The sequence below is a fragment of the Enterobacter cloacae complex sp. ECNIH7 genome (genome assembly GCF_002208095.1).
In the GTDB taxonomy this organism is placed as follows: Bacteria; Pseudomonadota; Gammaproteobacteria; order Enterobacterales; family Enterobacteriaceae; genus Enterobacter; species Enterobacter cloacae_M.
Window position 1 is genome coordinate 3,264,305 of record NZ_CP017990.1, and the last position, 25,095, is coordinate 3,289,399.

Below are 25,095 nucleotides of genomic sequence, written 5' to 3' on the forward strand. Positions count from 1 at the left end.
TCCACCTTTTGCATTTTTTTTCAGCACAATCTGCTGGCTCGATTCGTGTACAACAAAACTGTTACATTGATCAAACAATCGCCACAAAGGTATTTAAAAGGTATTATTGAGTGGTATGTTAAAGGCGTACCCTCTCTGACATGCAGGATTAAAAAATGAAAACGAAAGTCCAACTGTCATTCATGATGTTTGTTGAATGGTTTATCTGGGGCGCGTGGTTTGTGCCGCTGTGGCTGTGGCTGAGCAAAAGCGGTTTTACCGCCGGGGAAATCGGCTGGTCTTACGCCTGTACCGCCATTGCCGCGATCCTCTCCCCGATTCTGGTCGGCTCGCTGACGGACCGCTTCTTCGCCGCGCAGAAAGTGCTGTCAGCGCTGATGTTCGCCGGTGCGATTCTGATGTACTTCGCCGCACAGCAAACCCAGTTCAGCACCTTCTTCCCGCTGCTGCTGGTTTACTCCCTGACCTATATGCCAACCATCGCGCTGACCAACAGTATCGCCTTTGCCAACGTGGACGACGTCGAGGCCGATTTCCCGCGCATCCGCGTGATGGGCACCATCGGCTGGATCGCCTCCGGGCTGGCGTGCGGGTTCCTGCCGCAGATGCTGGGCTACAGCGATATTTCCGACACCAACATCCCGCTGCTGATGACGGCAGCCAGCTCCGCCCTGCTCGGCGTCTTTGCCCTGTTCCTGCCGAATACGCCGCCGAAAAGTACCGGCAAGCTGGATTTCAAAGTGATGCTCGGGCTGGACGCGCTGATCCTGCTGCGCGACAGAAACTTCCTGGTGTTCTTCTTCTGCTCGTTCCTGTTCGCCATGCCGCTGGCCTTCTATTACATCTTCGCCAACGGCTATCTCACCGAAGTGGGGATGAAAAACGCCACCGGCTGGATGACGCTCGGCCAGTTCTCCGAAATTTTCTTTATGCTCGCCCTGCCGTTCTTTACCAAACGCTTTGGTATTAAGAAGGTCTTACTGCTGGGCCTGATTACCGCCGCCATCCGCTACGGGTTCTTCGTTTACGGCGGAGCGGAACAGTACTTCACCTACGCCCTGCTGTTCCTCGGCATTCTGCTGCACGGCGTAAGCTACGACTTCTATTACGTCACCGCGTACATCTACGTGGACAAAAAAGCGCCGGTGCACATGCGCACCGCCGCGCAGGGCCTGATTACGCTGTGCTGCCAGGGCTTTGGTAGCCTGCTGGGTTACCGCCTGGGCGGCGTGATGATGGAAAAAATGTTCGCATACAAAGAGCCGGTGAATGGGCTGACCTTCAACTGGGCCGGAATGTGGACGTTTGGTGCAATCATGATTGCCGTGATTGCCGTGCTGTTTATGCTGTTTTTCCGCGAATCGGATAAAGAGATCGCCGCAATTGAGGTGGTTGATAGCGATGCCGCGCTGACACAAGGGGAAGTTAAATGAAACAAGAACGTGTTCTCGGTGCCCTTTACGGGCAGGCGTTAGGGGATGCGATGGGCATGCCGTCGGAGCTGTGGCCGAGAAAGCGCGTCAAGGCGCACTTCGGCTGGATCGACCGCTTTTTACCCGGCCCGGCAGAGAATAATGCGGCCTGCTATTTCAAACAGGCAGAGTTCACCGACGATACCTCAATGGCGCTGTGCCTGGCGGACGCGCTCATCGAGTGCGACGGGGAGATTAACGCGGACGTTATCGGCAAGCATATTCTGCGCTGGGCGCTCGATTTCGACGCGTTTAATAAGAACGTGCTCGGCCCGACCTCCAAAATCGCGCTTAATGCGATTCGCGACGGCAAGCCGGTTAGCGAACTGGACAACAACGGCGTAACCAACGGGGCGGCGATGCGCGCCTCCCCGCTGGGCTGCCTGCTCCCGGCCACGCGTCTGGAACACTTTGTTGAGCAGGTGGCGCTGGCCTCCAGCCCGACCCATAAATCCGACCTCGCTATTGCCGGCGCGGTGGTGATTGCCTGGGCGATTTCCCGCGCCGTCGACGGCGAAAGCTGGCAGAACATCGTCGATGCGCTGCCGGGTATCGCCCGCTACGCGCAGGAGGCGAAAACCACCACCTTCAGCGCGTCGCTGGCGGCACGTATTGAGCTGGCGCTTAAGACCGTACGGGAAGCCAACGGGGTTGAGTCCGCCAGCGAGCAGGTTTACCAGCTTGTGGGGGCCGGAACCAGCACCATTGAGTCCGTTCCGGCGGCCATTGCGATGGTCGAACTGGCGGGAACCGACCCAAACCGCTGCGCCATTTTATGCGCCAACCTGGGCGGCGATACCGACACTATTGGCGCGATGGCGACGGCCATCTGCGGCGCGCTCCATGGCGTGCAGGCGATTGACCCGGCGCTCAAAGCCGAACTCGACGCCGTCAACCGGCTCGATTTCGGCCACTATAGCGAGAAACTGCTGCACTACCGGGAGCAAAGGGAGGGCGTATGAGTTCATTTGCCCAACGTCTCGACACCCTGCACGCCACGCGCCCGGTGACGGTGCTGGGCGCGGCGGTGATAGACGTCATCGCCGACGCCTACGCCCTGCCCTGGCGCGGGTGCGATATCGAGCTCAAACAGCAGGGCGTGAATATTGGCGGCTGCGCGCTGAATATCGCCATCGCCCTGAAGCGGCTCGGCATTACAGCGCAAAACGCCCTGCCCGTGGGTCACGGGGTATGGGCGGACATCATCCGCAACGCCATGGCGAAGCAGGATCTGCACAGCGCCATCGAGGCCGAAACCGGCGATAACGGCTGGTGCCTGGCGCTGGTGGAGCCAGACGGCGAGCGCACCTTTATGTCCTTTAGCGGCGTGGAGAACCAGTGGCAGCAGCGCTGGCTTGATGTGCTTAACATCCCGTCGAAGAGCCTGGTCTACTTATCCGGCTACCAGCTGGCCTCGCCGTGCGGCGAGCTGCTGACACGCTGGCTGGAGGGGTTGCGGGACGTGACGGCGTTTATCGATTTCGGCCCTCGCATCGCGGATATCCCCGACGCGCTGATGGCGCGGATTATGGCCTGCAGGCCGATCGTGTCGCTCAATCGTCAGGAAGCGGAGATCGCAGCCGAACGACTGGGCGTAGCGGCTGAAAACCTGGGTGCGGAGTGGCAGCAGCGCTTCGGCGCCGCGCTGATTGTGCGGCATGATAAAGACGGCGCCACATGGTATGACGGTGACGTCTCGGGCGTTGTTCCGACGTTCCCAGCGACGGTTGTGGACACCATTGGCGCAGGCGACAGCCACGCGGGCGGCACGCTTGCCGGGCTGGCGGCGGGATGGTCACTGGCAGACGCCGTTCTGTTGGGGAATGCCGTGGCGTCCTGGGTAGTCAGCCACCGCGGCGGGGACTGCGCCCCGACTCGCGACGAATTATTCCTCGCACACAAAGACGTATAGATCGCTGCGACAGTAGCTGATGCTGTACTCAATCGGCCGGTGCTGTTGGTCAAGCGCAACCTGCTTGATCACCAGCACCGGTATTTTTTCGTCCATCTTAATGTGCGCCTGAAACTCGCTGTCCGGCATGCGGGCGCTAACCCGTGAACGGGTGCGCTGCGGGAAGATATTCTGGCTGCGGAAGTAGTCGTACAGCGAAATGCCAATCGCATCCGGATCGGGAATGAGGCCAACCGGCACCCAGGACTCTTCAATCGACACCGCATCGTCATCCACATAGCGAATGCGCTTGAGCAAAAAGACCTCGCTGTCCGGAGGAATCGACAGGTGGTTTGCGACCTCTTCCGGGCACTTCACCACCCGCTTGTTGACCCACAGCGTATTAGGCTTTTGGCCGCGCAGCACTACCTGCTGGGAAAAACCGCGCGCCTCTTTCAGCGAATATTCAAAGATATTGTTGATTTGCGTGCCATAGCCACGGGAGCGCGTCACCACGCCCTCTTCCTCCAGCGCCTGCATCGCCTTTCGCACAGTGATGCGCGACACCCCGGTTAACTGGCTCAGATCGCGCTCGCCGGGCAAAATATTCCCGTGCTCCAGCACCCCGCTGCGCACCGCGTTTTTTACCGTTTCGGCAAATTTCAGGTACAGCGGCGTGTTGTCAGGCGCGGCGATCCGTTCATTCAGTTGAGCGATTAACCGGGTATGCGCTTGTTCCATCTCTGTTTTCTCAGGCGTGGTGTTTCCTGCCAGTATACTGGGTTACCACCATGCATGAAAATGATGAACCGGCCCAATACCGTGACCCACTTCCAGAGTATCGGCTTTTGCCAGCGCCGCCGAGAGCCAGGTTTTCGCTTCGCGCACCGTATCGGCCCAGCCGCCATGCCGCGGGCGCAGCGCCGCCAGCGCGGCGGAGAGCGTGCAGCCCGTGCCGTGGGTGTTTTTGGTCTGCACGCGCGGCGCGGTAAAGCGTACTTCGCCGTCGCGGGTAAAGAGCCAGTCCGGGCTTTCGGCATCATCCAGGTGCCCGCCTTTCATCAGCACCGCGCCGCAGCCCATTGCCAACAGCGCGTTTCCCTGCGCTTTCATCTCGCGTTCAGTTTGCGCATGCGATGTGCCTAACAGCGCGGCGGCTTCCGGCAGATTGGGCGTGATAAGCGCCACCTGCGGCAGTAGCTTTGTACGCAGCGTCTCCACGGCGGAGGCGGAGAGCAGCGGGTCGCCGCTTTTCGCCAGCATGACGGTATCCAGCACCACGTTTTGCACCTGATAGCGTTTAAGCCGCTCGGCCACCGCTTCCACAATATCCGTCTCGGCCAGCATGCCGATCTTGGTGGTATCGATGCGCACGTCGCTGAACACAGAATCCAGCTGCGCGGCAACAAAATCCGGCTCGATACGATAGACCGACTGCACGCCGCGCGTGTTTTGCGCCACCAGCGCGGTAATGACCGAGCAGCCGTACGCGCCAAGGGCCGAGAAGGTTTTGAGATCGGCCTGGATACCCGCGCCGCCGCTGGGATCGGTGCCGGCAATGGTCAGGGCGTTAATCCGTTTCATGCCTGCTCCTCCAGCGTATAGAGCGCATCCAGAAACGCGCTGGCAAAACTGCCAGGCCCACGTGACTGCGCAACGGCCACCGTTCCGGCTCGCTTCATCCATCCGCAGGCGGCAGCGACGTTATCCATCCGGTCGCCAGGCAGCGAGCAGCTCGCCGCCACAACGGCAGAAAGCGCGCATCCGGTTCCCACTACGCGCGTCATCAACGGATCGCCGCCCGTTATCGTGCGGGTGCGTTGCCCGTCAGTGATGTAATCCACCTCGCCGGTGACGACCACAACGGCATTGGTCTGGCGAGCCAGCGCCTGTGCGGCGGGCACCGCGCTGGCTGCGGTATCGGTTGTATCAACGCCGCGCCCGCCCGCGCTCATTCCGGCAAGGGCCAGAATTTCGGAGGCATTGCCGCGAATGGCAGCCGGTTTCAGGGCAAGGATTTGATGGCAAAAACGGGTGCGGAACGTCAGGGCGCCCGCGGCAACCGGGTCCAGCGTCCAGGGCTTGCCTGCAGCCACCGCGCTTTCTATTGCCCGACGCATCGCCTGGGCACGCGGCGAGGTCAGCGTACCAACGTTAATCAGCAGCGCATCGGCGATGCCGGCAAACTGTTCAGCCTCTTCGGCCTCAATCACCATCGCGGGTGATGCGCCAAGCGCCAGCAAAACGTTGGCCGTGAAGGTCTGTACGACATCGTTGGTCATACAGTGGGTCAGCGGAGAACGGGTTCGGAAGTGGTGTAAAACGCGTAAATCGAGCAGGTCAGGCTGCATGGTTTCGCTCCTGCCTTGCGTGAAGAAGCGATGACCGGGAAGGCATCTGACTTCCCTACGCTGGCATTATCCAGATCAGGTAATACGGGTATTTCTCAGCCTTCACAAGGAAGGGCACCCCGAGTCAAAATACTTTTAAAACAATGATTTATTGAAATCAATGTTCTCAATCAGTGTAACCGTGGCCACAGGTCAGGCGCAAGGGGTTTTGATTTATCACGGCAGCGATCGCGTTATGAATCTCCCTAAACACTTTTTCGCTAGCATCTTCAACATAAATATTTTTTCCTGGTATATCCCGTAACAAAAATGAGCTGATTTCATTTCATTCGAAGCTAGCGAAAGATTCGATAATAAATAATCGGCAAAAACCCATAAATTTACATAAACTGTTATGTGTATTATTAACCAATTTTAATCAAAACACTTAAATACATTTAATGTATTGGTGTTTTATATCTAATTTGGCTCTCATCCATCATGAATCGCTATCTTATTGTATTATAAGATTATTAAGCCGAGCTTTTCTGGAATGACTCGTTTAGCTATTCCTGCTATTTATGATTTAGATCAATAATCAAAATTACACATTCATAGATAGTTACTGCACGTTACGAAATAAGTTATCAAACAAAAATTTTCAACGTTAATTGTGAATTATTTCAGATATAACAAGACGTTGTATCTTCCCGCCAGGATAGCGCCCTTACTTTATTTTTTCTTGTAGTGATGATGAGAGCTTTAAAATGAACTATTTAAATACAACAGCTATCGCTGTTTTTGGTTTTGTGTTTGCTGGTTCAATGAATACTGCAAATGCTGCGGAAGTAAACATAAACCTTGACGATAACGTCAACAATCCAGGTGCTCACATTCAAATTCAGGGTACCGATAAAACCGCCTATAACCTTGATAACATCGAGGGGAGTAACATTAAGCAAGACGGGCAAATCTATAACCTTCAGGGCGATATTGACAGAGCAAATACAGCTATTAATAAAGCACAAGATACAGCTAACACTGCTCAAGATGGCGTAAATGCTAACACTCAAGCTAACGCTATCCTTAATCAGAAAATCGACGATTACAAAGCAGATCAGACAATCACTGATAACAAACAGAATATATTGATTGATAACACTAATAATAAAGCAGATGCGGCTTTACAAGGCGTTATTACTAACGGTCAAGCAATCATTGATACAAACACGAGAGTAGATAAAACTGACATCACCGCGACCAATGCGAACAACAAAGCAGACGCCAACACTCAAGCGCTAGCAAGTAAGGTCGATAAAAGCATTTTCAACGCCGATCAGGATAGACAAGATCAAGCACTTCAGGATGCCTCTGGCAAAGCGACTCAGGCATTTAATACGGGCGCTTATGCGCAATCTTTAGCTGTCGATGCACAAACGGTAGCCGCAGCGAATAAAGCTGCTGTTGCTACCGTTCAGTCACGCCAGCAAACACAGGAAGCGACGATTCAGAATCACAGCGCACAATTAGCGAATCATGAATCACGTATTACTGCGTTAGAGAGTCAAAATAACGCTAAGTTCTCTTCTCTGGAGAATCAGCAGAATGAGGATCGCAAGGAATATCGTGCTGGTATCGCTGGCGCTGCTTCTCTTGCTGGTTTGCATTACGTTGATACAGATAACGCGGTTGCCGTCGGTGCTGCCAACTTCAAAGATGCGCAAGGTTATGCAATCGGCTACCGTCATAAGTTCGCTGAGAATGTAGCTGCTACTCTCTCTACATCAGGTACATCCAACGGTGATGAAATTGTTGCGGCATCCGCATCTTACGGATGGTGATGTTACAATATTAAAACAAAATGCCAGTGAGCTAAAAAAATCGCCCATGAGTTTTAATCAGCTGGCTATAACTCAATACATTGCTGCTCGCAAATAAAATGACAAAGTACATTTTTATCTCCGCTGTTTTGTATCTCACTTTTATTTTATTAGGGATATGGATCGGCTTGATGTTAGGCACCTATATTTATAATTGCAATTACTGAGGCAATAATGAAAAAGTTAATGATGATAGCGGCTGTATTATCTCTTGCTGCGTGTTCCTCACCAGCGCAACGGATGGCGGATTGTCAAAGCAAGGGGGTGAGTAAAGACGCTTGTTATATTGCAGAGCAAAACCGCACATCAGCCATTAACGCTGCTGCAGAAAAACAGGCTTTGGAGAATGCTGCTCAACTTGCACAATCAGCACATAAGCATTTTCCTGAAGGCTGCACTCAGGTTATGGATGCTGCGGGTCGTTGTGACAGCAAGCCTGCCAAAGCAAGCGGCGATGTTAAACAGTTTTCAGGTGAAGCGGATCGCGTTATGAATAAGCCAATATCTGATGCTGCTGAATATCTGCTTTCGAAAGGCTGGAAGCCAAATAAGGGTTTATGGCACAAGGATAGCTATATTATGCAGCTGGTTGTCGAAAAAGAGAGAGTCGTAAACGCACAATTATCAAAAATGTGATCTTAGGACTACGCTCCCTCCTGATAAGATTTACATAGCCCCATTTGTATGGGGCTTTATTTTAGCTCATGACTAAATACAGATTTACTCTAACTGCCACGCCCCGCCATGAATAAGCGACGCTCCCCCCGTCCAGGCAAACAACGCCAGCTCGCGGCAGTCTGCATCAGGATAAATACGGCTGCTGAGGCACGCCTCACCCTCGTTAACAAACACTTCCACGGAAGAGTAGTCAAAAAACAAGCGCAGACTGAGCACGCCGTTCAGGTTAAGCGCGACGCTTCTGGTGCCGCACAGGCCATACTGTGGATAGTGTCGCTCCAGCACAAGGCGCTGCATTTGCGCATCAACATAGACGCGTAACCCGTCGCCGAGACGAATGCCGTATTGCTCCGCGCTGCTATTCGCGCAATCCCATTGCAGAATGACCTCCATCGCATCGCAGTGTTCAACCAGAGTCATCTGCTGGTTATTAAGCGTACTTACCGGCCAGGGGAACCATGCTCCGCGCAGGGTTTCAACTTCTCTGGCCGGCCGCATTTGCAGGCGGTTATCCACACTAAGCGTCAGCTCGCGCGGTAAGGAGAGCATGCCTGCCCAGCCATCCTGCTGTTCCGGCAGGGGCGATTCCCACATGTCCAGCCAGCCGATAACGATGCGGCGGCCGTCAGGAGTCAGGAAGCTTTGTGGCGCATAGAAATCATGTCCGCGATCCATCTCCACAAATTCTCCTTCACGCACGAAAGGTTTGCCGGGCTGCCACTCGCCCAGCAGGTAGCCGCTCTGGAAAAGATTACGATTTTTGAATCCCTCTGCCTCCAGCCCCTGAGGCGAAAACATCAGCACGCGTTTACCATTGAGGGTGAAAAAGTCCGGACATTCCCACATATAGCCCATCTCTTTTTCAGCCACCGCGAGCACGCCCATGTCCTGCCACTCGCGCAGATCGGCAGACCGGTACGCACGCACCTGGCCCGTATCACCCTCCCGCGCACCAACGACCATGTACCACCACTCCCCTTCACGCCATACTTTCGGATCGCGGAAGTGATGCAGTCCGGGCGGTGTGTCAATGACGGTCCCGTGCCGCACAAACTGGATGCCGTCTCGGCTGGTTGCCAGGCACTGAACCTGGTAGAGATTCGCCTCATCGCCGGGATCGCCGTGGAATTTGTGGCCGGTGTAGATCAGCGCCAGCGTGTCGCCATCGACCACCGCTGAGCCAGAAAAACAGCCGTCCTTGTCGTCTGGTCCCTCCGGTGCCAGCGCAACCGGGAGGTGCTCCCAGTTAACTAAATCTTTGCTTCGCGCATTGCCCCAGTGCATCGGCCCCCACTGGGTCGAATATGGATGATGCTGATAAAAGGCGTGATACCAGCCGTCAAACCAGACCAGGCCATTCGGGTCGTTCATCCAGCCAGCACGTGCGGCGAGGTGGTAACGGGGATACCAGCGCAGGTTAAGACTGCCTTGTCTGGCCTGCAGTTCCTGTTCAGCTTTGGCAATGGAATACGTCATTTGTCTACTCTTTTCAGTCAGATAGTGGAAGGTTGCGGCATAAGCGGGTCAGAAGAGGACTTACCCGAGCGCAACAGGAAGATGGAGATAAACGTGGTGCTGAATACCAGTAGCCCCATGATGAGATAGGACTGAGCAAAGCCGTATTTCTCATAGCTGTAACCTGCCAGCGGCGACAGGACCGAGGCAATCACAGAGCTTGTACAGGCAAAGCCCACCAGATAGAGGGTGGAAGAGAGGCGCTTATCAAAATGCAGGCTGTTGTATTTAAAGATGGAGACCAGCAAAACGGGCAGCTCAACCGCATGCAATAGCTTGGTAATGGAGATCAGTACCGGTCCCTCAACCAGACCCGATGCCACCATACGCATCGCCATCACCATTCCGGCGAAAATCAGGCCGTTTTTCGCACCGAGACGATTCACCAGCCACGGGGCGCAAAACATACCCGCCGCCTCCAGGAAAACCTGGAATGAGTTGAGATAGCCGTACATGGCGTTCCCTTCCTGTAACGTCGGGAACTGGGAGGAGAAATAGACCGGGAACTGCTGGTCATAAACGCCATAAATACAGGTGCCGATAACGAAAAACACCAGCGCCCAGAAGCGCGGCAGCGTCAGCAGGCGCAATGCATCCTCCAGCGTGACCTTACCGCCGGACACCGCCTCCTGCATGGCGTGCGGGGCGGAAGAGACCCTGAGGCGCGCCAGCAGCACAAAAAACACCAGCCCGGCGCAGCTCGCCACCGCGAAGTTCAGCTTCGGATTAATGTTAAACAGGAGTCCCGCAAAAAAGGTTGCCACCGCCCAGCCAAGCGATCCCCACATCCTTGCCTTACCAAACTCAAACTGACTCTGGCGGGCCACGCGCTCGGTATAGGATTCCAGTACTCCAATCCCGCCGTTAAACGTTAGTCCGATATAAATCCCGCCGAAAATACTGCCGAGTATCACGTTAATGTGCAGCAGATAACCAAACAGCAGGAAGGCCGGACCGGAAAGAATGAGCAGGCTGGTCAGAAACCAGAGCAGGTTTTTTCGCAGGCCGAGTTTATCCTGAATGAAGCCGTAGCAGATTTGCGCGCACAGCGCGGAGACAGACAGTACGGCATAGATGACTCCCGTATCCCCTGCCTTTAACCCCACCTCCTGGTGGAGCCAGATAGAAAGCAACGAGCCGGAAGAGGACCACGTGACAAAAAAGAAAAACAGTAATGCGCTTAATAAAGGGTAGCTGTGAGAGTGATGCGTTTTCATCATGACATTCTCATGTTGGAGTAATGACAGGATGGTAACGTTAACATTTAAGTTCTCTCATGCTATTTGGTAAAAAATTAAGATGTTAATCACGAAAGTTAACGTTAACATTAAGAGAGTGAGATCGCGATCAAATTTTCATCACTCAGGTAAGAATGGCCTGGCCTGTGCAGCAGCCTTCTTTTTACATCAGCGACTTAGTTGTATACCCTCTCACACAGAGCACTAACGGAGTAACAAGATGGCTTCCCTGAAGGACGTCGCAAAGCTGGCTAACGTATCGCTGATGACGGTCTCCCGCGCACTGAACAGCCCGGAGCGCCTTAAACCGGAAACGCTGGCACGCGTTCATTTGGCTATCGAGCAGACCAGCTATGTGCCGGATCTGTCCGCCAAGAAAATCCGCGGCGCGCATGCCTCGCCGAAAACCATAGGCGTACTGGCGCTCGATACGGTGACGACACCTTTCTCAGTGGAGATCGCGCTGTCTATTGAAGAGACGGCCAGAATGCACGGCTGGAATAGCTTCGTGATGAATATGTTTACCGATGACAACCCGGACGCCATCGTCGACCTTCTCCTCTCTCATCGGCCTGACGGGATTATCTACACCACCATGGGGTTACGTCGTGTCCCTCTCCCGGCTAAATTACTCACCCTTCCCTGCGTGCTGGCCAACTGCGAAAGTGACGGCGAAAAGGTCGCCAGCTATATTCCCGATGATGAACAGGGCCAATATACCGCCGTGCGGGCGTTACTCACGGAGGGTTATCGACGCCCTCTCTGTCTGCATTTGCCTGAGGGACATCTGGCCACAACCCGGCGCCGTCAGGGGCTGGAACGTGCATGCCGAGAAGCGGGGCTCGATCCGGACAGCCTGGCGCACAGCTATATGACGTTAGGGGACGAGCACTATCGTGATATCCCGTCAGTGCTGCTGGCGCACGTGCAGAATGGCATTCCCGGGTTCGACTCCGTTATCTGCGGCAACGACCGTATCGCGTTTATGGTCTACCAGACGCTGCTGGCGCAAGGGCTTCGCATACCAGAAGATGTCGCCGTTATCGGCTATGACAATATGGTGGGTATTGGGGAGTTGTTCCTGCCTCCTCTCACTACGGTTCAACTGCCACACTATGAAATTGGTCGTCTGAGCGCCTTGCATATTATTAACGGTGAAGAGCATCAGAACACCACGCGTGTAGAAAGTCCTTTTTTACTGCGTAATTCCATTGTGCATACATCATGAGCACCGCTTTATGTCCATGACGCAGAAACAAGCAGAACTCCCCCCTTTTATGCCGTTCGATGGCACGATTTGTCACACTCTTTTCTGTGACTTTACACACCGGATAAAGGGCCTGTAACGCGCTGATTTTATTTGGCATAAAATGCAATTTTCATTTTAGAAATGGGGATATTTCCTCGTTACGGCCCCGTGTCACAAAACAGTAAACAAATTAACCATTGAGCCCCGTGGCAAAAGGCTCTATATTGGCGGCGTTTTTTTCAGGCCCCCATCTGTTTTTTAACTTTTTATTCAATCGTGGCTCATAACGAAGCGGCGGTTGTAGGAGTGATATGATGACGGATAAAGTCCGTATTGACACCGTAGATGCCCACAAAAGCAACGAAACCTATCTGGCCCGTCAGGCCGAGTTTGAATCTAACGTCAGGAGTTATCCGCGCAAACTGCCTTTAGCCATCACTAAAGCAGAAGGCGTGTGGATCACCGATGCAGATAATAAAGAATACCTTGACTGTTTAGCAGGCGCGGGGACCCTTGCGCTTGGCCATAACCATCCTGATGTGCTGAAAAGCATCCAAAATGTCATTACCAGCGGCTTACCGTTACATACCCTGGATCTGACTACGCCTCTGAAAGACGCGTTTTCTGAATACCTGCTCTCTCTGCTGCCTGGTCAGGGCAAAGAGTACTGCCTGCAGTTCACCGGTCCATCCGGTGCTGACGCCGTTGAAGCGGCGCTGAAGCTGGCGAAAAAAGTGACCGGTCGTAGCGGTATCATCAGCTTCTCTGGTGGTTACCACGGTATGACCCACGGCGCGCTGTCCGTGACCGGCAACCTGTCTCCGAAAGAAGCGGTTGACGGTATGATGCCAGAAGTGCAGTTCATGCCTTACCCGCACGAATACCGCTGCCCGCTGGGTATCGGTGGTGAAGCGGGCGTGAAAGCGCTGACTTACTACTTCGATAACCTGATCAACGACGTTGAAAGCGGCGTGCGTAAACCTGCTGCGGTGATTCTGGAAGCCGTTCAGGGCGAAGGCGGCGTGAACCCGGCTCCGGCTGAGTGGCTGCAGCGCATCCGTAAAGTGACTCAGGAACACGGCATTCTGCTGATCCTCGACGAAGTTCAGGCTGGCTTTGCCCGTACCGGTAAATTCTTCGCCTTCGAACACGCGGGCATTGAGCCAGACATCATCGTGATGTCTAAAGCCGTAGGTGGCGGTCTGCCGCTGGCCGTGCTCGGTATCAAAAAGCAGTTCGACGCATGGGCGCCAGGTCACCACACCGGTACCTTCCGCGGCAACCAGCTGGCGATGGCAACCGGTCTGACGACGCTGAAAATCCTGAAAGACCAGAACATCGCAGGCAAAGTGGCTGCACAGGGCGAATGGCTGAAAGGCCAGCTGAAAGAGATGGCAAAACGCTATCCTGTTATCGGCCACGTGCGCGGCCTGGGCATGATGATCGGTATTGAGATCGTTAAGCCACACGAAGCCGCTGACCACATGGGCTGCTTCCCGGGCGACGGCGAGCTGTCTGCACTGATTCAGAAGAAGTGCTTCGAAGCCGGTCTGATTCTGGAGCGCGGTGGCCGTAACGGTATCGTTCTGCGTCTGCTGCCGTCTCTGCTGATCAGCGACGAAGAGCTGAAAATCTTCCTGGATAAATTTGAGCAGGCACTGCTTGCTGCGGGCGTTCGCCCGGCGTAACCGGAGTTATTGATTACGATGTCTGATTCAAACCCAATTTTGTTCTCCTCTGCGCAGAGCATTGAAGCTTATCAGCAGGCGATCGAACAAAGCACTCAGGCTGTGATGCAGTGGCTGAAACAGCCTGAGATGTACCAGGGCAAAACGGTCGCAGAACTGCGCGACCGTATTAAGCTGGATTTCAACCCGAAAGGGCTGGGCAACGAAGCGGCGATTGAACGCGCCGTGGAGTTCTTCCTGAAAGACAGCCTGTCCGTTCATCACCCGCAGTGTGTGGCGCACCTGCACTGCCCAAGCCTGGTGGTAAGCCAGGCAGCGGAAGTGCTGATCAACGCCACTAACCAGAGTATGGACTCCTGGGATCAAAGCCCGTCCGCAACCATTATTGAGATCAAGCTGATCGAGTGGCTGCGTACCCGCGTGGGTTATCAGGCCGGCGACGCAGGTGTCTTCACCAGCGGCGGTACCCAGAGCAACCTGATGGGCCTGATGCTGGCTCGCGATGCGTTCTTCGCGCGTCAGGGTCACTCCGTTCAGCAGGACGGTCTGGTGGGAGATCTGCGCAAAATTCGCGTACTGTGCTCCGAAAACGCACACTTCTCCGTGCAGAAAAACATGGCGCTGATGGGTCTGGGCTACCAGTCTGTGGTGCAGGTGAAAACGGACGAATTCTCCCGCATGGATCTGACCGATCTGGCGGCGAAAATTGAGCAGTGCAACGCGAACGGCGAGCAGATTCTGGCGATCGTCGCAACGGCAGGTACAACCGATGCCGGTGCTATTGACCCGCTGCGTGCAATTGCAGAGCTGGCCGCTAAGCAGAACATCTGGGTACACGTTGATGCGGCCTGGGGCGGCGCGCTGCTGATGTCTGAGCAGTATCGTCACTACCTGGACGGCATCGAGCTGGTGGATTCCGTCACCCTGGACTTCCACAAGCAGTTCTTCCAGACCATCAGCTGCGGCGCGTTCCTGCTGAAAGAAGCGCGTCACTACGAGCTGATGCGCTATCAGGCGGCCTACCTGAACTCTGAGTTCGACGAAGAAGCGGGTGTGCCTAACCTGGTGTCCAAATCTCTGCAGACCACCCGTCGTTTTGACGCGCTGAAGCTGTGGATGAGCCTGGAAGCGCTGGGTCAGGAGCAATACGCGGCGATCATCGATCACGGCGTGACCCTGGCGCAGCAGGTTGCGGCCTACGTGAAAGAGCAGCCTGCTCTGGAACTGGTTATGCAGCCACAGCTGGCAAGCGTTCTGTTCCGCTTCCGCGGACAGGTTCAGATGGATGACGCGGGCATCGCCCTGCTGAACCAGAAAATTGGTGATGCGCTGCTGGAATCCGGCCGTGCGAACGTTGGTGTGACCGAGCACAACGGCGTCACCTGCCTGAAGCTGACGCTGCTGAACCCAACCGTGACGCTGGAAGATATTAAAATCCTGCTGTCTCTGGTTGAGCGCACCGCGCAGGAAGTTCTGGCTAAGTAATACAGCACCCCTCTTCCGCCGGGAGAGGGGTTATTTTTATACGCCTGCCCACCACATCCTTAATTTTAATCCCCAGTAGCTCGTCCAGCCCGTCGTGGTGCTGACCACATTCCCCTTCGACACAATGACCAGCGTCGGCGTTACGCTCACCTGCCACTGCTGCGACAACGCACCGTTTTCATCGTTTATCACCGGCATTTTCAGCTGTTTCTTTTCAACCCAGCGCTCAAGCTTTGTGTTATCACCGGAACGCATGGCAATGCTCACCACGTTCCCCCCCTCTTCTGCCAGCTGATTAACGGAAGGCGTCGTGTAACGGCATATGCTGCACCAGGTGGCCCAGACGTAAATCAGCAGCGGGCGTTCCTGGCTCAGGGCCGAGATATCGTGAATGTTACCGTCGATGCTCTGCATTGGTGTTGCGCTAAAACTGGCGGGGAGTGTCGGTTTTCGATACTGATCAACGCCCCACACCACGACCAGCGTCAGCAGAACGAGTACGATTCCTTCCCGCGCCCAGCGGCGCAGTCGACTGAATTTGCGGTTATCCATTATGACCTCATGTTTGAACGAAGGTCATCTTAACGGGCAATACGCCATCACGCTGTAAAGAAGTGTCGCGTCAGGTTTATTCCTGGGTATAACCGTAGTCGTAATGGCTATATCCCGAGTTGTAATAAAGCACGGCAGATTTCACGATATCATTGAGGATCGCGCCATTCACCTGCACGCCCATTTGCTGCAGACGCTTCAGGCAGTTCTCGATCTCCTTGACGCTGGTTTTACCAAAGCGGGCGACCAGCAGCGTGGTCGCCGCCGCTTTGGCTATCAGCAAGGCATCCGTTACGGCAAGCATTGGCGGAGTGTCGACAATTACGATGTCATACACTTTGTCTATCTGCGACATCACGGCCTGGAAGCGTTCGCTCATGAGCAGTTCAACGGGATGCGAAGGTTGGGGTCCGCATGTCAATACATCAAAACCGCCTTTCTCAACGCGCTGAACCGCGTCCTGCCATTCGACAGCTCCTGCGAGCACGCAGGATAATCCCCGATGATTGCTCAGTTTGAAAACATTGTGGACATACCCCTTGCGCATATCCGCATCAATAAACAGCACTCGCTGTCCGGCCTGAGCGGCAATCGACGCCAGTGAAGTGCTGACCAGCGTCTTTCCGCAGTCCTGCGTGGGGCCAGTCATCACGACGACCCGGTTTGCGGCATCCATCATGGTAAAATGCAGACTGGTGCGCAGCCCGCGAACCGCCTCGACAAACCTATCTGCCGGACGGTCAACGGGCAGAAAAGGGACGTTCAACGTCCTGTGCTTCCAATGGGACGCAAACAGGGTTCTCCTGCGCAGGTGCGTTTTTTTCCAGAGCCATACCGAGCGCGGAAGCGTCGCCAGAAGCGGTATCCCCTGCACTTCCAGTTGTTCAGACGAGGTAATGCCCCGCTTAAAGGCTGAGCGTGCTAAAACCATTCCGGCAGAGAGCATCAACCCCATCAGCATACCCAGTACGATAATGAGCGCTTTGTGCGGTTTGATCGGATCTGGCTTCGCAACGGCCGGGTCAATTATCCGCACGTTCCCGATAGTGCTGGAACGCGAAATACTCAACTCTTGCTGACGCGTCAGCAACTGCAGGTATATGGCACGCCCGGATTCAACGTCACGACTCAGCCGTAAGATTTCCTGCTGCGTGGAAGGCATGGTTGAGACGCGATTATTCAGTCGCGCACGCTCGCGTTCAAGCGTTTGTTTTTTCTCCAGCAGGGCACGGTAGGTGGGATGGTCCTTTTTAAAAAGTTGTGAAACCTCTGCTTCGCGGAAAGTCAGCTCGTTAAGCTGGTTTTCCACGTTAACAACCTGATCAAGGACTGACTTTGCTTCCAGAGATAAGTCGACAGAATCGCGTTGCTCTCTGTAGGCATTCAGACGCGCTTCAGCTTCATCCAGCTCCCGGCTGATCTTAGGTAATTGCTCCTGTAAGAACGTGAGGCTACGGGAATCTTTCGCTTCCTGGCGCGCAATATTCTGGCTGAGAAAATTTTCAGCGATGGTATTAAGTACCGTAGCGATTCTGGCGGGGTCTTCACCCGTTAACGTTAGTGCGATCATACCGCTCTGTTTCGCCGACTCAACAACCGTAAGCCTGTTCTGAATGGCGTCGATCGCGTCAAGCCTTGTAACTGCTTCGAGGGTAAACTGGGTGCCTGGTTCCGCGCTGAGGGATGTCACCAGAAGCGACATTCCGTCTTTAACCAGCGTTTTCCCCACGATGCCTTCTGCTTGAAGCGTTTTTCCCTCAAGACGATACCGCCCTTTTCCCTGTACGGTGAGTAAAAGCGTTTGTGGCTTACCTTCCAGAAGGGGAATAGTCAGCGCGCCGATCGTTATTTCATCGGATTTACGTCCCCGCACGTGTTCCCACAAAGACCCAATGACAGGAAAAACGCGTCGCCTGGCGTTGTACGTCAGCCCTAATTGATCAACGGTCTCTCCCAGAATCATCCGTGATCTGAGGAGTAAAATTTCCGGCGCGACATCTGGCGAGAGTTCGGACCCGAACGGGGTCAGGTTCTTGAGCAGCGAGTTATTCTGCTTCGCCTCTACCTGTACCAGGGCATCAGCCTGATAAACTGGCGTGGCGCTGAACGCGTAGATACCCGCGCATACCGTGAACAGGGCGTGACACACGCAATCGTCACCCGGTTGTCAAACATCTCAGCAAGCAACTGAAGAAGATCGATTTCATTATTCTGCGGTGTCGCAGCACTATATTTGTCTGATTTAGAAGACGACATTACGGCTTCATTCCTTGTTGACTCAAACGACGAGTCCATTCCTGACTGGCTTTACCCAATTGCTCGAAAACATATTCATAAACTTCGCGACTTTTGTGATACGGGTCGGGAATGTCCCTGGTTTCCAGCCATTGTCCAAAGAGCAGCGATTTTCCCCGGTTCTCCGGAGTCATTGCGGCAATAAAACGGAGGTGTTTCGGCTCCATTACCAGAATCAAATCGGATTGTTGCAGCAGGCTGCGCGTCACCTTTCGGGCAACATGCCCTTCCAGCGAAACGCCATGACGCCAGGCGACAGCCTGCGCAGCCGCATCCGCCGGGCGTCCTTCAAGTCCAAAAATACCTGCTGAGGTCACCTGCTTGCCGGGTAATTGCTGACGCAACAGCCGCTCACCAATCGGTGAACGGCAAATATTGCCGGTGCAGACAACTAAGATTGACTGAAACATTACTGCGGCCACGATCTGATGTAACGAACGGTTTCGGTCAGGTCATGGACGCCGCTGATGGTAGGCACCAGCTGGGCGATCACGCGATTCCAGCGTGATAATGGTGCCGTAGTGACGTAAACGATGTCATACGGCTCCAGCTGGAATTCCGTACCCAGCACCATGGCTGACGCATCTTCCGCATTCAGTTGATAGATATTGGCAATTTTGTCCGTGTCGCCTTTTTTGGATACCTGCCGAATAACAAAAATGCCGGTTGCATCGGCCATATTTTGGTTAAGTCCACCAGCATTTCCCAGGGCTTCGGCCAGCGTCATGCCGCTACGATCCATCTTAAGCGTACTCTGCTTGACCACTTCGCCCATCACGAACACTTTCAGCTCGTCGTTCCGGGGAATAAACAGGATATCGCCCGGATAAAGCAGCTTATTTTGAGTCAAATCGCCATGCTGCATCAGCGCATAGAGCGAAAGGCGGGCGTCCTTGCCATCATGCGTGAGCACGACGTTACGCCAGTCGGCATCCGCAGAAAGACCGCCAGCGGCGTTAACCGCATCCATCACCGTCAGTGGAATATTCGTTATGGGTTGTTGGCCCGATTTTTCGACCTCTCCGGTGACATAGGCTTTTTGCGAACGGAAGGCGGCAATGCTGACGTCCACCTGCGGGCTCTCAATGACTTTATCCAGTCGCGCTGTAATCTCTTCACGTACCTGTGAAACCGTTTTTCCCGCCACCCGCAGCTTACCGACATAGGGATAAAAGAGAGTACCATCGGCGTTGACCCAGTTGCCTGCATCGCTTGCGCTACGATATTGTCCCGCGGGCGTCGTTAATTCAGGGTGATCCCAGACGGTGACCGTCAGGATGTCGCCTGCGCCAATACGGTATTCCCAGTTTTTGATCTGCTCATCCAGATTAGGATTTGCCTGAGATTTCGATACGGTCGGACGCAGCTTTTCAATCAATCCCGGCGTTAATGGGAAAATTTCCACGCGCTTATCAAGATTATAATTAACGTCTTCCGCCGCAATGACCTTTTTCCCGGACACACTTAAGTTCTGGCCGGGGGCAAATATACACCCCGTTAACTGACTAACGGTGAGAAATAACAGCGAAAATGCAGTTGTACTTTTCATTTGTATAAATATTTCTTTTTAACGTTGCGCTTATCGTTAATCTTGCAAAGAGATCAAATCTAACGCCATGAAATTTAATTGATTATTTTCATGATACATGAAATTCTGACATTATAAAACGTGGCAAAACTGCTCTCTAAAAAACAAAATTGATACTCATCCCTGTAAAAAAAAAGAGAAGTAAGATTGTTTCGCCCGAAGGCAATATTAAATCTTCTTCGGCAGGAAAGCATTCATACAACAGTCCAATTTTGACGTTAAAAACCATTTTCAGAATTAATTAGTGAAATAATAAATTTTAAAAATATAAGGAGCAGGCAATATTCACCACAGTGATAAACATCATCCCATTCGACTACACAAAACCGTCCACTTTTGTTACATTTTTTTTCAAACATACCCTGCGTTGATACTTAAAATGGACTGTCTGCTCCGCTTTGCACGACCTGCAGACGAAAAGTATCTGTAACGATATCACTGGAGAAAAAATGGCTAAGCGTAAATTGCTGCTTCTGGGTGTATTACTGTCTCTGGCGGGATCCGCATTCGCTGCCCCGCAAACGGCCGCTGCGCCATCCGGCATCAAGGCCTATGAAGAACAAGAGTTCATCGCTGACTTTACGAAATTCAAGATTGGCGACACGGCGCCGGCGCAGTATCAAACGCCAGAGTACACCATCAAACAGTACCAGTTACGTAACCTGCCGGCTCCGGATGCCGGAACCCACTGGACCTATATGGGTGAGAATTACGTGCTGATCGGCGATGCTGATGGCAAGATCTACAAAGCCTACAATGGAGATATTTTCTATCACCGCTAACGCAATTGTGATTCGCCCCTGGCAGGAAAGTGACCGCCCTTTCCTGCGCACGCTCTACCTCCATGCCCGGCGTGAAGCCTGGCCATGGCTGGACAGTGCAGACTGGCAGCTTGAAGACTTTGACGCGGCAACCCGTGACGAAGTGATTTGGGTTGCTGCACAGAACGGTCATCGCCTGGGTTTTGCCTCCGTCTGGACGAACGATAATTTCCTGCACAACCTGTTTGTCGATCCGCAGTATCAGAGCATGGGCGTCGGGCATAAGTTACTTGAACACGTACAGGAAACGTTTACCAGTACGGGTTCGCTTAAGTGCCTGGTGAAGAATGCGCGGGCTATTGCGTTTTACCAGCGACACGGCTGGCACATTGAGGCGACGGGTGATTCTCCGGACGGAGAGTATTATTTGATGCACTATCGGTTGGGTTAAAGTCGGGTGGCGGCTTCGCCTTACCCGACCTACGTGATAGTGCCAGTTGTAGGCCAGGTAAGCGAAGCGCCACCCGGCAATTCAACGCGAAGGCGTTAAACCGCGCGGAACGCGATTTCGCCCGGGATAACTTCGCCCTGCCAGTAAAGCTGCGCCGCAACGCGACCCGCCAGCTGGCGATACATTTCCGCGAATTCGCTGTCCGGACGGCTGACCACTGTCGGCTTTCCGCTGTCCAGATCTTCACGGAGGGTAATGTGCAGCGGCATCTGCCCCAGCAGCTGAGTGTGATACTTCGCAGCCAGTTTTTCTGCACCACCCGTACCGAAGATAGGTTCGTGGTGACCGCAGTTGCTGCAGATGTGCACGCTCATGTTCTCGACGATACCGAGCACCGGCACTTCCACCTTCTCGAACATCACGATGCCTTTTTTGGCGTCGATCAGCGCAATATCCTGCGGCGTAGTCACGACGACCGCCCCCGTGACCGGAATGTTCTGCGCCAGCGTCAGCTGAATGTCACCGGTGCCCGGCGGCATGTCCAGCACCAGATAATCCAGATCCGGCCACATCGTCTCTTGCAGCATCTGCAGCAGCGCTTTGCTGGCCATCGGGCCGCGCCAGACCATGGCGTTATCGTCGGTCACCAGGTAACCGATCGAGTTGGTCGCCAGACCGTGGGCCATAATTGGCGCCATGTGGGTCCCGTCCGGCGAGGTGGGGCGCTGGTTTTCCGCGCCCAGCATGTTCGGAATAGACGGACCGTAGATATCGGCATCCAGAATACCGACCTTTGCCCCTTCCGCTGCCAGCGCGAGCGCCAGGTTAACGGCGGTAGAGGATTTCCCTACTCCGCCCTTGCCCGAGCTGACGGCAATGATATTTTTCACGCCGTTTACGCCAGGCTGGTTTTTCACGCGCTTCAGCGTGGCGATGCTGTGGCTCAGCTTCCAGTCGATCGCCTTCGCACCGGTAATGCGCAGCAGCTCAGAGCTGGTCTGCTCTTTCAGCGCATCAAAGGCGCTGGTCCAGACGAACGGCATCTGCAGCTCAATGTGCAGGGTATCGTCCAGCCAGGCAACGTGGTGTAACGCTTTCAGCGTAGTGAGATTGTGCTTCAGGGTTGGATGCTGAAAGTTAGCCAGCGTCCCGGCGACCATTGCTCGTAAGGCTTCCGGTGATTTGGCCTGGGATAGAGAACTCATCCCGACTCCTTTGTAGTTGTTCTGAAAAAAGACGTGTAATTACCAAGTTTACCCCAGAGGTAACAATTATTCATTTATGGATTAATGCCCTTATCACTTGGCGTAGTTATTACCTTTCGGGTAACATCAAAAACCCTTTTCACAGTTAAAAGAAGTAATGCCTACTATGACTCAAGTCGCGAAGAAAATTCTGGTAACGTGCGCACTGCCGTACGCCAACGGCTCAATCCACCTCGGCCACATGCTGGAGCATATCCAGGCTGATGTCTGGGTCCGTTACCAGCGAATGCGCGGCCACGAGGTTAACTTCATCTGTGCGGACGATGCTCACGGCACGCCGATCATGCTGAAAGCGCAGCAGCTGGGGATCTCCCCCGAGCAGATGATTGCCGAAATGAGTCAGGAGCATCAGACCGATTTTGCTGGCTTTGACATCAGCTATGACAACTATCACTCCACGCACAGCGACGAAAACCGCGAGCTGTCGGAGCTGATCTACACCCGCCTGAAAGAGAACGGTTTTATCAAAAACCGCACCATCTCTCAGCTTTACGATCCGGAAAAAGGCATGTTCCTGCCGGACCGTTTCGTCAAAGGCACCTGTCCGAAATGTAAATCCCCGGACCAGTACGGCGATAACTGCGAAGTGTGCGGCGCAACCTACAGCCCGACCGAGCTTATCGAGCCGAAATCCGTGGTTTCCGGCGCCACGCCCGTCATGCGTGACTCCGAGCACTTCTTCTTCGACCTGCCGTCCTTCAGCGAAATGCTGCAGGCGTGGACCCGCAGCGGCGCGCTGCAGGAGCAGGTGGCGAACAAAATGCAGGAGTGGTTCGAATCCGGCCTGCAGCAGTGGGATATCTCCCGCGATGCGCCGTACTTCGGCTTTGAAATCCCGAACGCGCCGGGCAAATACTTCTACGTCTGGCTGGACGCGCCAATCGGCTACATGGGCTCCTTCAAGAACCTGTGCGACAAGCGTGGCGACACCGTCAGCTTCGACGAATACTGGAAGAAAGATTCCACGGCAGAGCTGTATCACTTTATCGGTAAAGACATCGTTTATTTCCACAGCCTGTTCTGGCCGGCGATGCTGGAAGGCAGCAACTTCCGCAAGCCAACTAACCTGTTCGTACACGGCTACGTGACGGTGAACGGCGCGAAGATGTCCAAGTCTCGCGGGACGTTCATTAAGGCCAGCACCTGGCTGAACCACTTCGACGCGGACAGCCTGCGCTACTACTACACCGCGAAGCTCTCTTCCCGCATCGACGACATCGACCTGAACCTGGAAGATTTCGTGCAGCGCGTGAACGCGGACATCGTCAACAAGGTGGTGAACCTGGCCTCCCGTAACGCGGGCTTTATCGCCAAGCGTTTTGACGGCGTGATGGCGGCTGAACTGGCCGATCCTGACCTGTACAAAACCTTTACCGACGCGGCAGCCACCATTGGCGACGCGTGGGAAACCCGTGAGTTCGGTAAAGCCGTGCGCGAAATCATGGCCCTGGCTGACCTGGCAAACCGCTATGTGGACGAGCAGGCACCGTGGGTTGTCGCAAAACAGGAAGGTCGCGATGCTGACCTGCAGGCCATCTGCTCCATGGGCATCAACCTGTTCCGCGTGCTGATGACGTACCTGAAGCCGGTTCTGCCGCAGCTGGCAGCCCGCGCTGAAGCGTTCCTGAACACCGAACTGGCCTGGGATGCCATGGCGCAGCCGCTGCTCGGCCACAAGGTGAACACCTTTAAAGCGCTGTACAACCGCATCGAGATGAAGCAGGTTGAAGCCCTGGTGGAAGCGTCTAAAGAAGAGGTGAAGGCGGCTTCGGCACCGGTCACCGGCCCGCTGGCAGACGATCCGATTCAGGAGACCATTACCTTTGACGATTTCGCCAAAGTTGACCTGCGCGTGGCGCTGATCGAAAACGCGGAATTCGTGGAAGGATCTGACAAGCTGCTGCGCCTGACGCTGGATCTGGGCGGCGAGAAGCGTAACGTCTTCTCCGGCATCCGTTCAGCCTACCCGGACCCGCAGGTGCTGATCGGTCGTCAAACCGTGATGGTGGCGAACCTGGCGCCGCGCAAAATGCGCTTCGGCATCTCTGAAGGGATGGTGATGGCCGCAGGCCCTGGCGGGAAAGATATCTTCCTGTTAAGCCCTGACGAAGGCGCGAAGCCTGGCCAGCAGGTGAAATAACAAAAAAGCCGGAGATTCTCTCCGGCTTTTTTTATGGCGTTTTGTTTTCTCCCTCTCCACGTGGGAGGGGGTCGGGGTGAGGGCATCAGGCCGCACCCTACCGCCTTTACGCCTTGGGGTGATGCACCCGGTGGGTCAGCCCGCGCAGGAAATTTCGCAGAAACTGGTCGCCGCACTCGCGGTAATTTTTATGATCCGGCGCGCGCATCATGGCGGTCACTTCCGGCACGGATACGCGGTATTTTTGCTCCGTCATGATCGCCACGATATCGTCCGTTTTCAGCGAGAACGCGATACGCAGCTTTTTCAGCACCGTGTTGTTGTTCACCCGACGCTCCAGCGCCAGCTCTGGTGCGGCCGGATCTTTGCCACGCTTATCGTAAATCAGGCCGTTCAGGAAACCCGACAGAATGATGTCAGGGCAGCGGACAAAGCCCTCTTCGTCTTCTTTGGTCATCCACGTGTCAAAACTCGCAGACGTGGATTCCATATCGGACAGCGCAAGAATGCGCACCATGTCGTTATTGTTCGCTTTCAGGGTGTAGCGCAGGCTACGAAGAATGTCGTTACTTAGCATAGAGCCTTCGAATGTCGATGATGCAATGGCGCGCAGTGTA

General features: G+C 54.4%; 21 protein-coding genes, 1 pseudogene and 1 riboswitch. Of the genes and pseudogenes, 11 read left to right on the top strand and 11 right to left on the bottom strand.

The window, feature by feature from the left end; translation table 11 throughout:
* Positions 1–155: 155 nt before the first annotated feature.
* Genes WM95_RS16050 through WM95_RS16060 form a run of 3 tightly spaced genes read left to right on the top strand, consistent with a single transcriptional unit; the run spans position 156 to position 3,384 of the window.
* Positions 156–1,433 (top strand): nucleoside permease, encoded by a 1,278-nt coding sequence (locus WM95_RS16050; protein WP_063408451.1) that lies wholly within the window; start codon positions 156–158, stop codon positions 1,431–1,433.
* Positions 1,430–2,434 carry an ADP-ribosylglycohydrolase family protein gene (locus tag WM95_RS16055; RefSeq protein WP_023312426.1) on the top strand — a complete coding sequence of 335 codons (1,005 nt, stop codon included), beginning with the start codon at positions 1,430–1,432 and terminating at the stop codon, positions 2,432–2,434. The genes WM95_RS16050 and WM95_RS16055 overlap by 4 nt, the downstream gene beginning before the upstream one ends.
* On the top strand, positions 2,431–3,384 hold the full coding sequence (locus tag WM95_RS16060; RefSeq protein ID WP_063408452.1) for a PfkB family carbohydrate kinase: 954 nt from the start codon (positions 2,431–2,433) through the stop codon (positions 3,382–3,384). Before WM95_RS16055 ends, WM95_RS16060 begins: the two co-directional genes overlap by 4 nt.
* Here WM95_RS16060 and WM95_RS16065 read toward each other — a convergent pair.
* The 3 genes from WM95_RS16065 to thiM are packed head-to-tail and all read right to left on the bottom strand — an operon-like array spanning position 3,358 to position 5,714.
* Positions 3,358–4,104 (bottom strand): GntR family transcriptional regulator, encoded by a 747-nt coding sequence (locus WM95_RS16065; RefSeq protein WP_023312428.1) that lies wholly within the window; start codon positions 4,102–4,104, stop codon positions 3,358–3,360. The two genes, WM95_RS16060 and WM95_RS16065, sit on opposite strands and share 27 nt — an antisense overlap.
* Before the next feature lie 42 nt (positions 4,105–4,146).
* A complete protein-coding gene (gene thiD, locus WM95_RS16070) occupies positions 4,147–4,947 on the bottom strand; it encodes a bifunctional hydroxymethylpyrimidine kinase/phosphomethylpyrimidine kinase (RefSeq protein WP_063408453.1) in 801 nt (266 codons plus the stop codon).
* Entirely contained in the window at positions 4,944–5,714 is a 771-nt protein-coding gene (gene thiM / locus WM95_RS16075; RefSeq protein ID WP_063408454.1) for a hydroxyethylthiazole kinase, read from the bottom strand. Before thiM ends, thiD begins: the two co-directional genes overlap by 4 nt.
* Positions 5,715–5,749: 35 nt before the next feature.
* Positions 5,750–5,846: riboswitch (TPP riboswitch) on the bottom strand.
* Positions 5,847–6,460: 614 nt separating this feature from the next.
* On the opposite strand from thiM, the gene WM95_RS16080 reads away from it, so the two are divergent.
* A complete protein-coding gene (locus WM95_RS16080; protein ID WP_063408455.1) occupies positions 6,461–7,534 on the top strand; it encodes a YadA C-terminal domain-containing protein in 1,074 nt (357 codons plus the stop codon).
* A 213-nt stretch (positions 7,535–7,747) separates the two neighbouring features.
* Entirely contained in the window at positions 7,748–8,209 is a 462-nt protein-coding gene (locus WM95_RS16085; protein WP_063408456.1) for a hypothetical protein, read from the top strand.
* Positions 8,210–8,293: 84 nt separating this feature from the next.
* On the opposite strand, the gene WM95_RS16090 is transcribed toward WM95_RS16085, so the two are convergent.
* Positions 8,294–9,727: a glycoside hydrolase family 32 protein gene (locus tag WM95_RS16090; RefSeq protein WP_063408457.1), complete on the bottom strand. Its 1,434-nt coding sequence runs from the start codon at positions 9,725–9,727 to the stop codon at positions 8,294–8,296.
* 17 nt (positions 9,728–9,744) lie between these two features.
* On the bottom strand, positions 9,745–10,986 hold the full coding sequence (locus WM95_RS16095) for an MFS transporter (RefSeq protein WP_063408458.1): 1,242 nt from the start codon (positions 10,984–10,986) through the stop codon (positions 9,745–9,747).
* Positions 10,987–11,224: 238 nt separating this feature from the next.
* On the opposite strand from WM95_RS16095, the gene WM95_RS16100 reads away from it, so the two are divergent.
* The 3 genes from WM95_RS16100 (at position 11,225) to WM95_RS16110 (ending at position 15,426) form a co-directional block, all read left to right on the top strand.
* Positions 11,225–12,232, top strand: a complete 1,008-nt coding sequence (locus WM95_RS16100; RefSeq protein WP_063408459.1) for a LacI family DNA-binding transcriptional regulator — start codon at positions 11,225–11,227, stop codon at positions 12,230–12,232.
* 332 nt (positions 12,233–12,564) lie between these two features.
* Positions 12,565–13,941, top strand: coding sequence for a diaminobutyrate--2-oxoglutarate transaminase (locus WM95_RS16105; protein ID WP_014884533.1), 1,377 nt, complete (start codon positions 12,565–12,567; stop codon positions 13,939–13,941).
* Between the two features lie 18 nt (positions 13,942–13,959).
* Positions 13,960–15,426, top strand: coding sequence for a pyridoxal phosphate-dependent decarboxylase family protein (locus tag WM95_RS16110; RefSeq protein ID WP_023312433.1), 1,467 nt, complete (start codon positions 13,960–13,962; stop codon positions 15,424–15,426).
* Between the two features lie 36 nt (positions 15,427–15,462).
* Here WM95_RS16110 and WM95_RS16115 read toward each other — a convergent pair whose 3' ends face one another.
* From WM95_RS16115 to WM95_RS16130, 4 genes and pseudogenes are all read right to left on the bottom strand, one after another.
* Complete coding sequence (locus WM95_RS16115; protein WP_063408460.1) at positions 15,463–15,978, bottom strand: protein disulfide oxidoreductase; 516 nt, start codon at positions 15,976–15,978, stop codon at positions 15,463–15,465.
* Between the two features lie 76 nt (positions 15,979–16,054).
* Positions 16,055–18,234, bottom strand: a pseudogene (locus WM95_RS16120) (polysaccharide biosynthesis tyrosine autokinase).
* Positions 18,234–18,683: an arsenate reductase/protein-tyrosine-phosphatase family protein gene (locus WM95_RS16125; protein WP_023312436.1), complete on the bottom strand. Its 450-nt coding sequence runs from the start codon at positions 18,681–18,683 to the stop codon at positions 18,234–18,236. The pseudogene WM95_RS16120 and the gene WM95_RS16125 overlap by 1 nt, the downstream one beginning before the upstream one ends.
* On the bottom strand, positions 18,683–19,822 hold the full coding sequence (locus WM95_RS16130; protein WP_088544857.1) for a polysaccharide export protein: 1,140 nt from the start codon (positions 19,820–19,822) through the stop codon (positions 18,683–18,685). The genes WM95_RS16125 and WM95_RS16130 overlap by 1 nt, the downstream gene beginning before the upstream one ends.
* Positions 19,823–20,310: 488 nt before the next feature.
* Here WM95_RS16130 and WM95_RS16135 point away from each other — a divergent pair, with 488 nt between their 5' ends.
* Positions 20,311–20,643: an RcnB family protein gene (locus tag WM95_RS16135; protein WP_023336316.1), complete on the top strand. Its 333-nt coding sequence runs from the start codon at positions 20,311–20,313 to the stop codon at positions 20,641–20,643.
* Positions 20,618–21,073, top strand: a complete 456-nt coding sequence (locus tag WM95_RS16140; RefSeq protein WP_223826010.1) for a GNAT family N-acetyltransferase — start codon at positions 20,618–20,620, stop codon at positions 21,071–21,073. Before WM95_RS16135 ends, WM95_RS16140 begins: the two co-directional genes overlap by 26 nt.
* Positions 21,074–21,168: 95 nt before the next feature.
* On the opposite strand, the gene apbC is transcribed toward WM95_RS16140, so the two are convergent.
* A complete protein-coding gene (gene apbC / locus WM95_RS16145) occupies positions 21,169–22,278 on the bottom strand; it encodes an iron-sulfur cluster carrier protein ApbC (RefSeq protein ID WP_023312440.1) in 1,110 nt (369 codons plus the stop codon).
* Between the two features lie 166 nt (positions 22,279–22,444).
* Here apbC and metG point away from each other — a divergent pair, with 166 nt between their 5' ends.
* The gene (metG, locus tag WM95_RS16150; protein WP_045355471.1) at positions 22,445–24,478 is read left to right on the top strand and encodes a methionine--tRNA ligase; all 2,034 of its coding nucleotides are present in this window, start codon (positions 22,445–22,447) and stop codon (positions 24,476–24,478) included.
* A gap of 106 nt (positions 24,479–24,584) precedes the next feature.
* Here metG and WM95_RS16155 read toward each other — a convergent pair whose 3' ends face one another.
* Positions 24,585–25,055 carry a DUF1456 family protein gene (locus WM95_RS16155; RefSeq protein WP_063408463.1) on the bottom strand — a complete coding sequence of 157 codons (471 nt, stop codon included), beginning with the start codon at positions 25,053–25,055 and terminating at the stop codon, positions 24,585–24,587.
* Between the last annotated feature and the right edge of the window lie 40 nt (positions 25,056–25,095).

Coding starts and splice junctions, on each gene's coding strand:
- WM95_RS16050 (WP_063408451.1), top strand. CDS start 156: ATGAAAACGAAAGTCCAACTGTCATTCATGATGTTTGTTGAATGGTTT.
- WM95_RS16055 (WP_023312426.1), top strand. CDS start 1,430: ATGAAACAAGAACGTGTTCTCGGTGCCCTTTACGGGCAGGCGTTAGGG.
- WM95_RS16060 (WP_063408452.1), top strand. CDS start 2,431: ATGAGTTCATTTGCCCAACGTCTCGACACCCTGCACGCCACGCGCCCG.
- WM95_RS16065 (WP_023312428.1), bottom strand. CDS start 4,104: ATGGAACAAGCGCATACCCGGTTAATCGCTCAACTGAATGAACGGATC.
- thiD (WP_063408453.1), bottom strand. CDS start 4,947: ATGAAACGGATTAACGCCCTGACCATTGCCGGCACCGATCCCAGCGGC.
- thiM (WP_063408454.1), bottom strand. CDS start 5,714: ATGCAGCCTGACCTGCTCGATTTACGCGTTTTACACCACTTCCGAACC.
- WM95_RS16080 (WP_063408455.1), top strand. CDS start 6,461: ATGAACTATTTAAATACAACAGCTATCGCTGTTTTTGGTTTTGTGTTT.
- WM95_RS16085 (WP_063408456.1), top strand. CDS start 7,748: ATGAAAAAGTTAATGATGATAGCGGCTGTATTATCTCTTGCTGCGTGT.
- WM95_RS16090 (WP_063408457.1), bottom strand. CDS start 9,727: ATGACGTATTCCATTGCCAAAGCTGAACAGGAACTGCAGGCCAGACAA.
- WM95_RS16095 (WP_063408458.1), bottom strand. CDS start 10,986: ATGATGAAAACGCATCACTCTCACAGCTACCCTTTATTAAGCGCATTA.
- WM95_RS16100 (WP_063408459.1), top strand. CDS start 11,225: ATGGCTTCCCTGAAGGACGTCGCAAAGCTGGCTAACGTATCGCTGATG.
- WM95_RS16105 (WP_014884533.1), top strand. CDS start 12,565: ATGATGACGGATAAAGTCCGTATTGACACCGTAGATGCCCACAAAAGC.
- WM95_RS16110 (WP_023312433.1), top strand. CDS start 13,960: ATGTCTGATTCAAACCCAATTTTGTTCTCCTCTGCGCAGAGCATTGAA.
- WM95_RS16115 (WP_063408460.1), bottom strand. CDS start 15,978: ATGGATAACCGCAAATTCAGTCGACTGCGCCGCTGGGCGCGGGAAGGA.
- WM95_RS16125 (WP_023312436.1), bottom strand. CDS start 18,683: ATGTTTCAGTCAATCTTAGTTGTCTGCACCGGCAATATTTGCCGTTCA.
- WM95_RS16130 (WP_088544857.1), bottom strand. CDS start 19,822: ATGAAAAGTACAACTGCATTTTCGCTGTTATTTCTCACCGTTAGTCAG.
- WM95_RS16135 (WP_023336316.1), top strand. CDS start 20,311: ATGGCTAAGCGTAAATTGCTGCTTCTGGGTGTATTACTGTCTCTGGCG.
- WM95_RS16140 (WP_223826010.1), top strand. CDS start 20,618: ATGGAGATATTTTCTATCACCGCTAACGCAATTGTGATTCGCCCCTGG.
- apbC (WP_023312440.1), bottom strand. CDS start 22,278: ATGAGTTCTCTATCCCAGGCCAAATCACCGGAAGCCTTACGAGCAATG.
- metG (WP_045355471.1), top strand. CDS start 22,445: ATGACTCAAGTCGCGAAGAAAATTCTGGTAACGTGCGCACTGCCGTAC.
- WM95_RS16155 (WP_063408463.1), bottom strand. CDS start 25,055: ATGCTAAGTAACGACATTCTTCGTAGCCTGCGCTACACCCTGAAAGCG.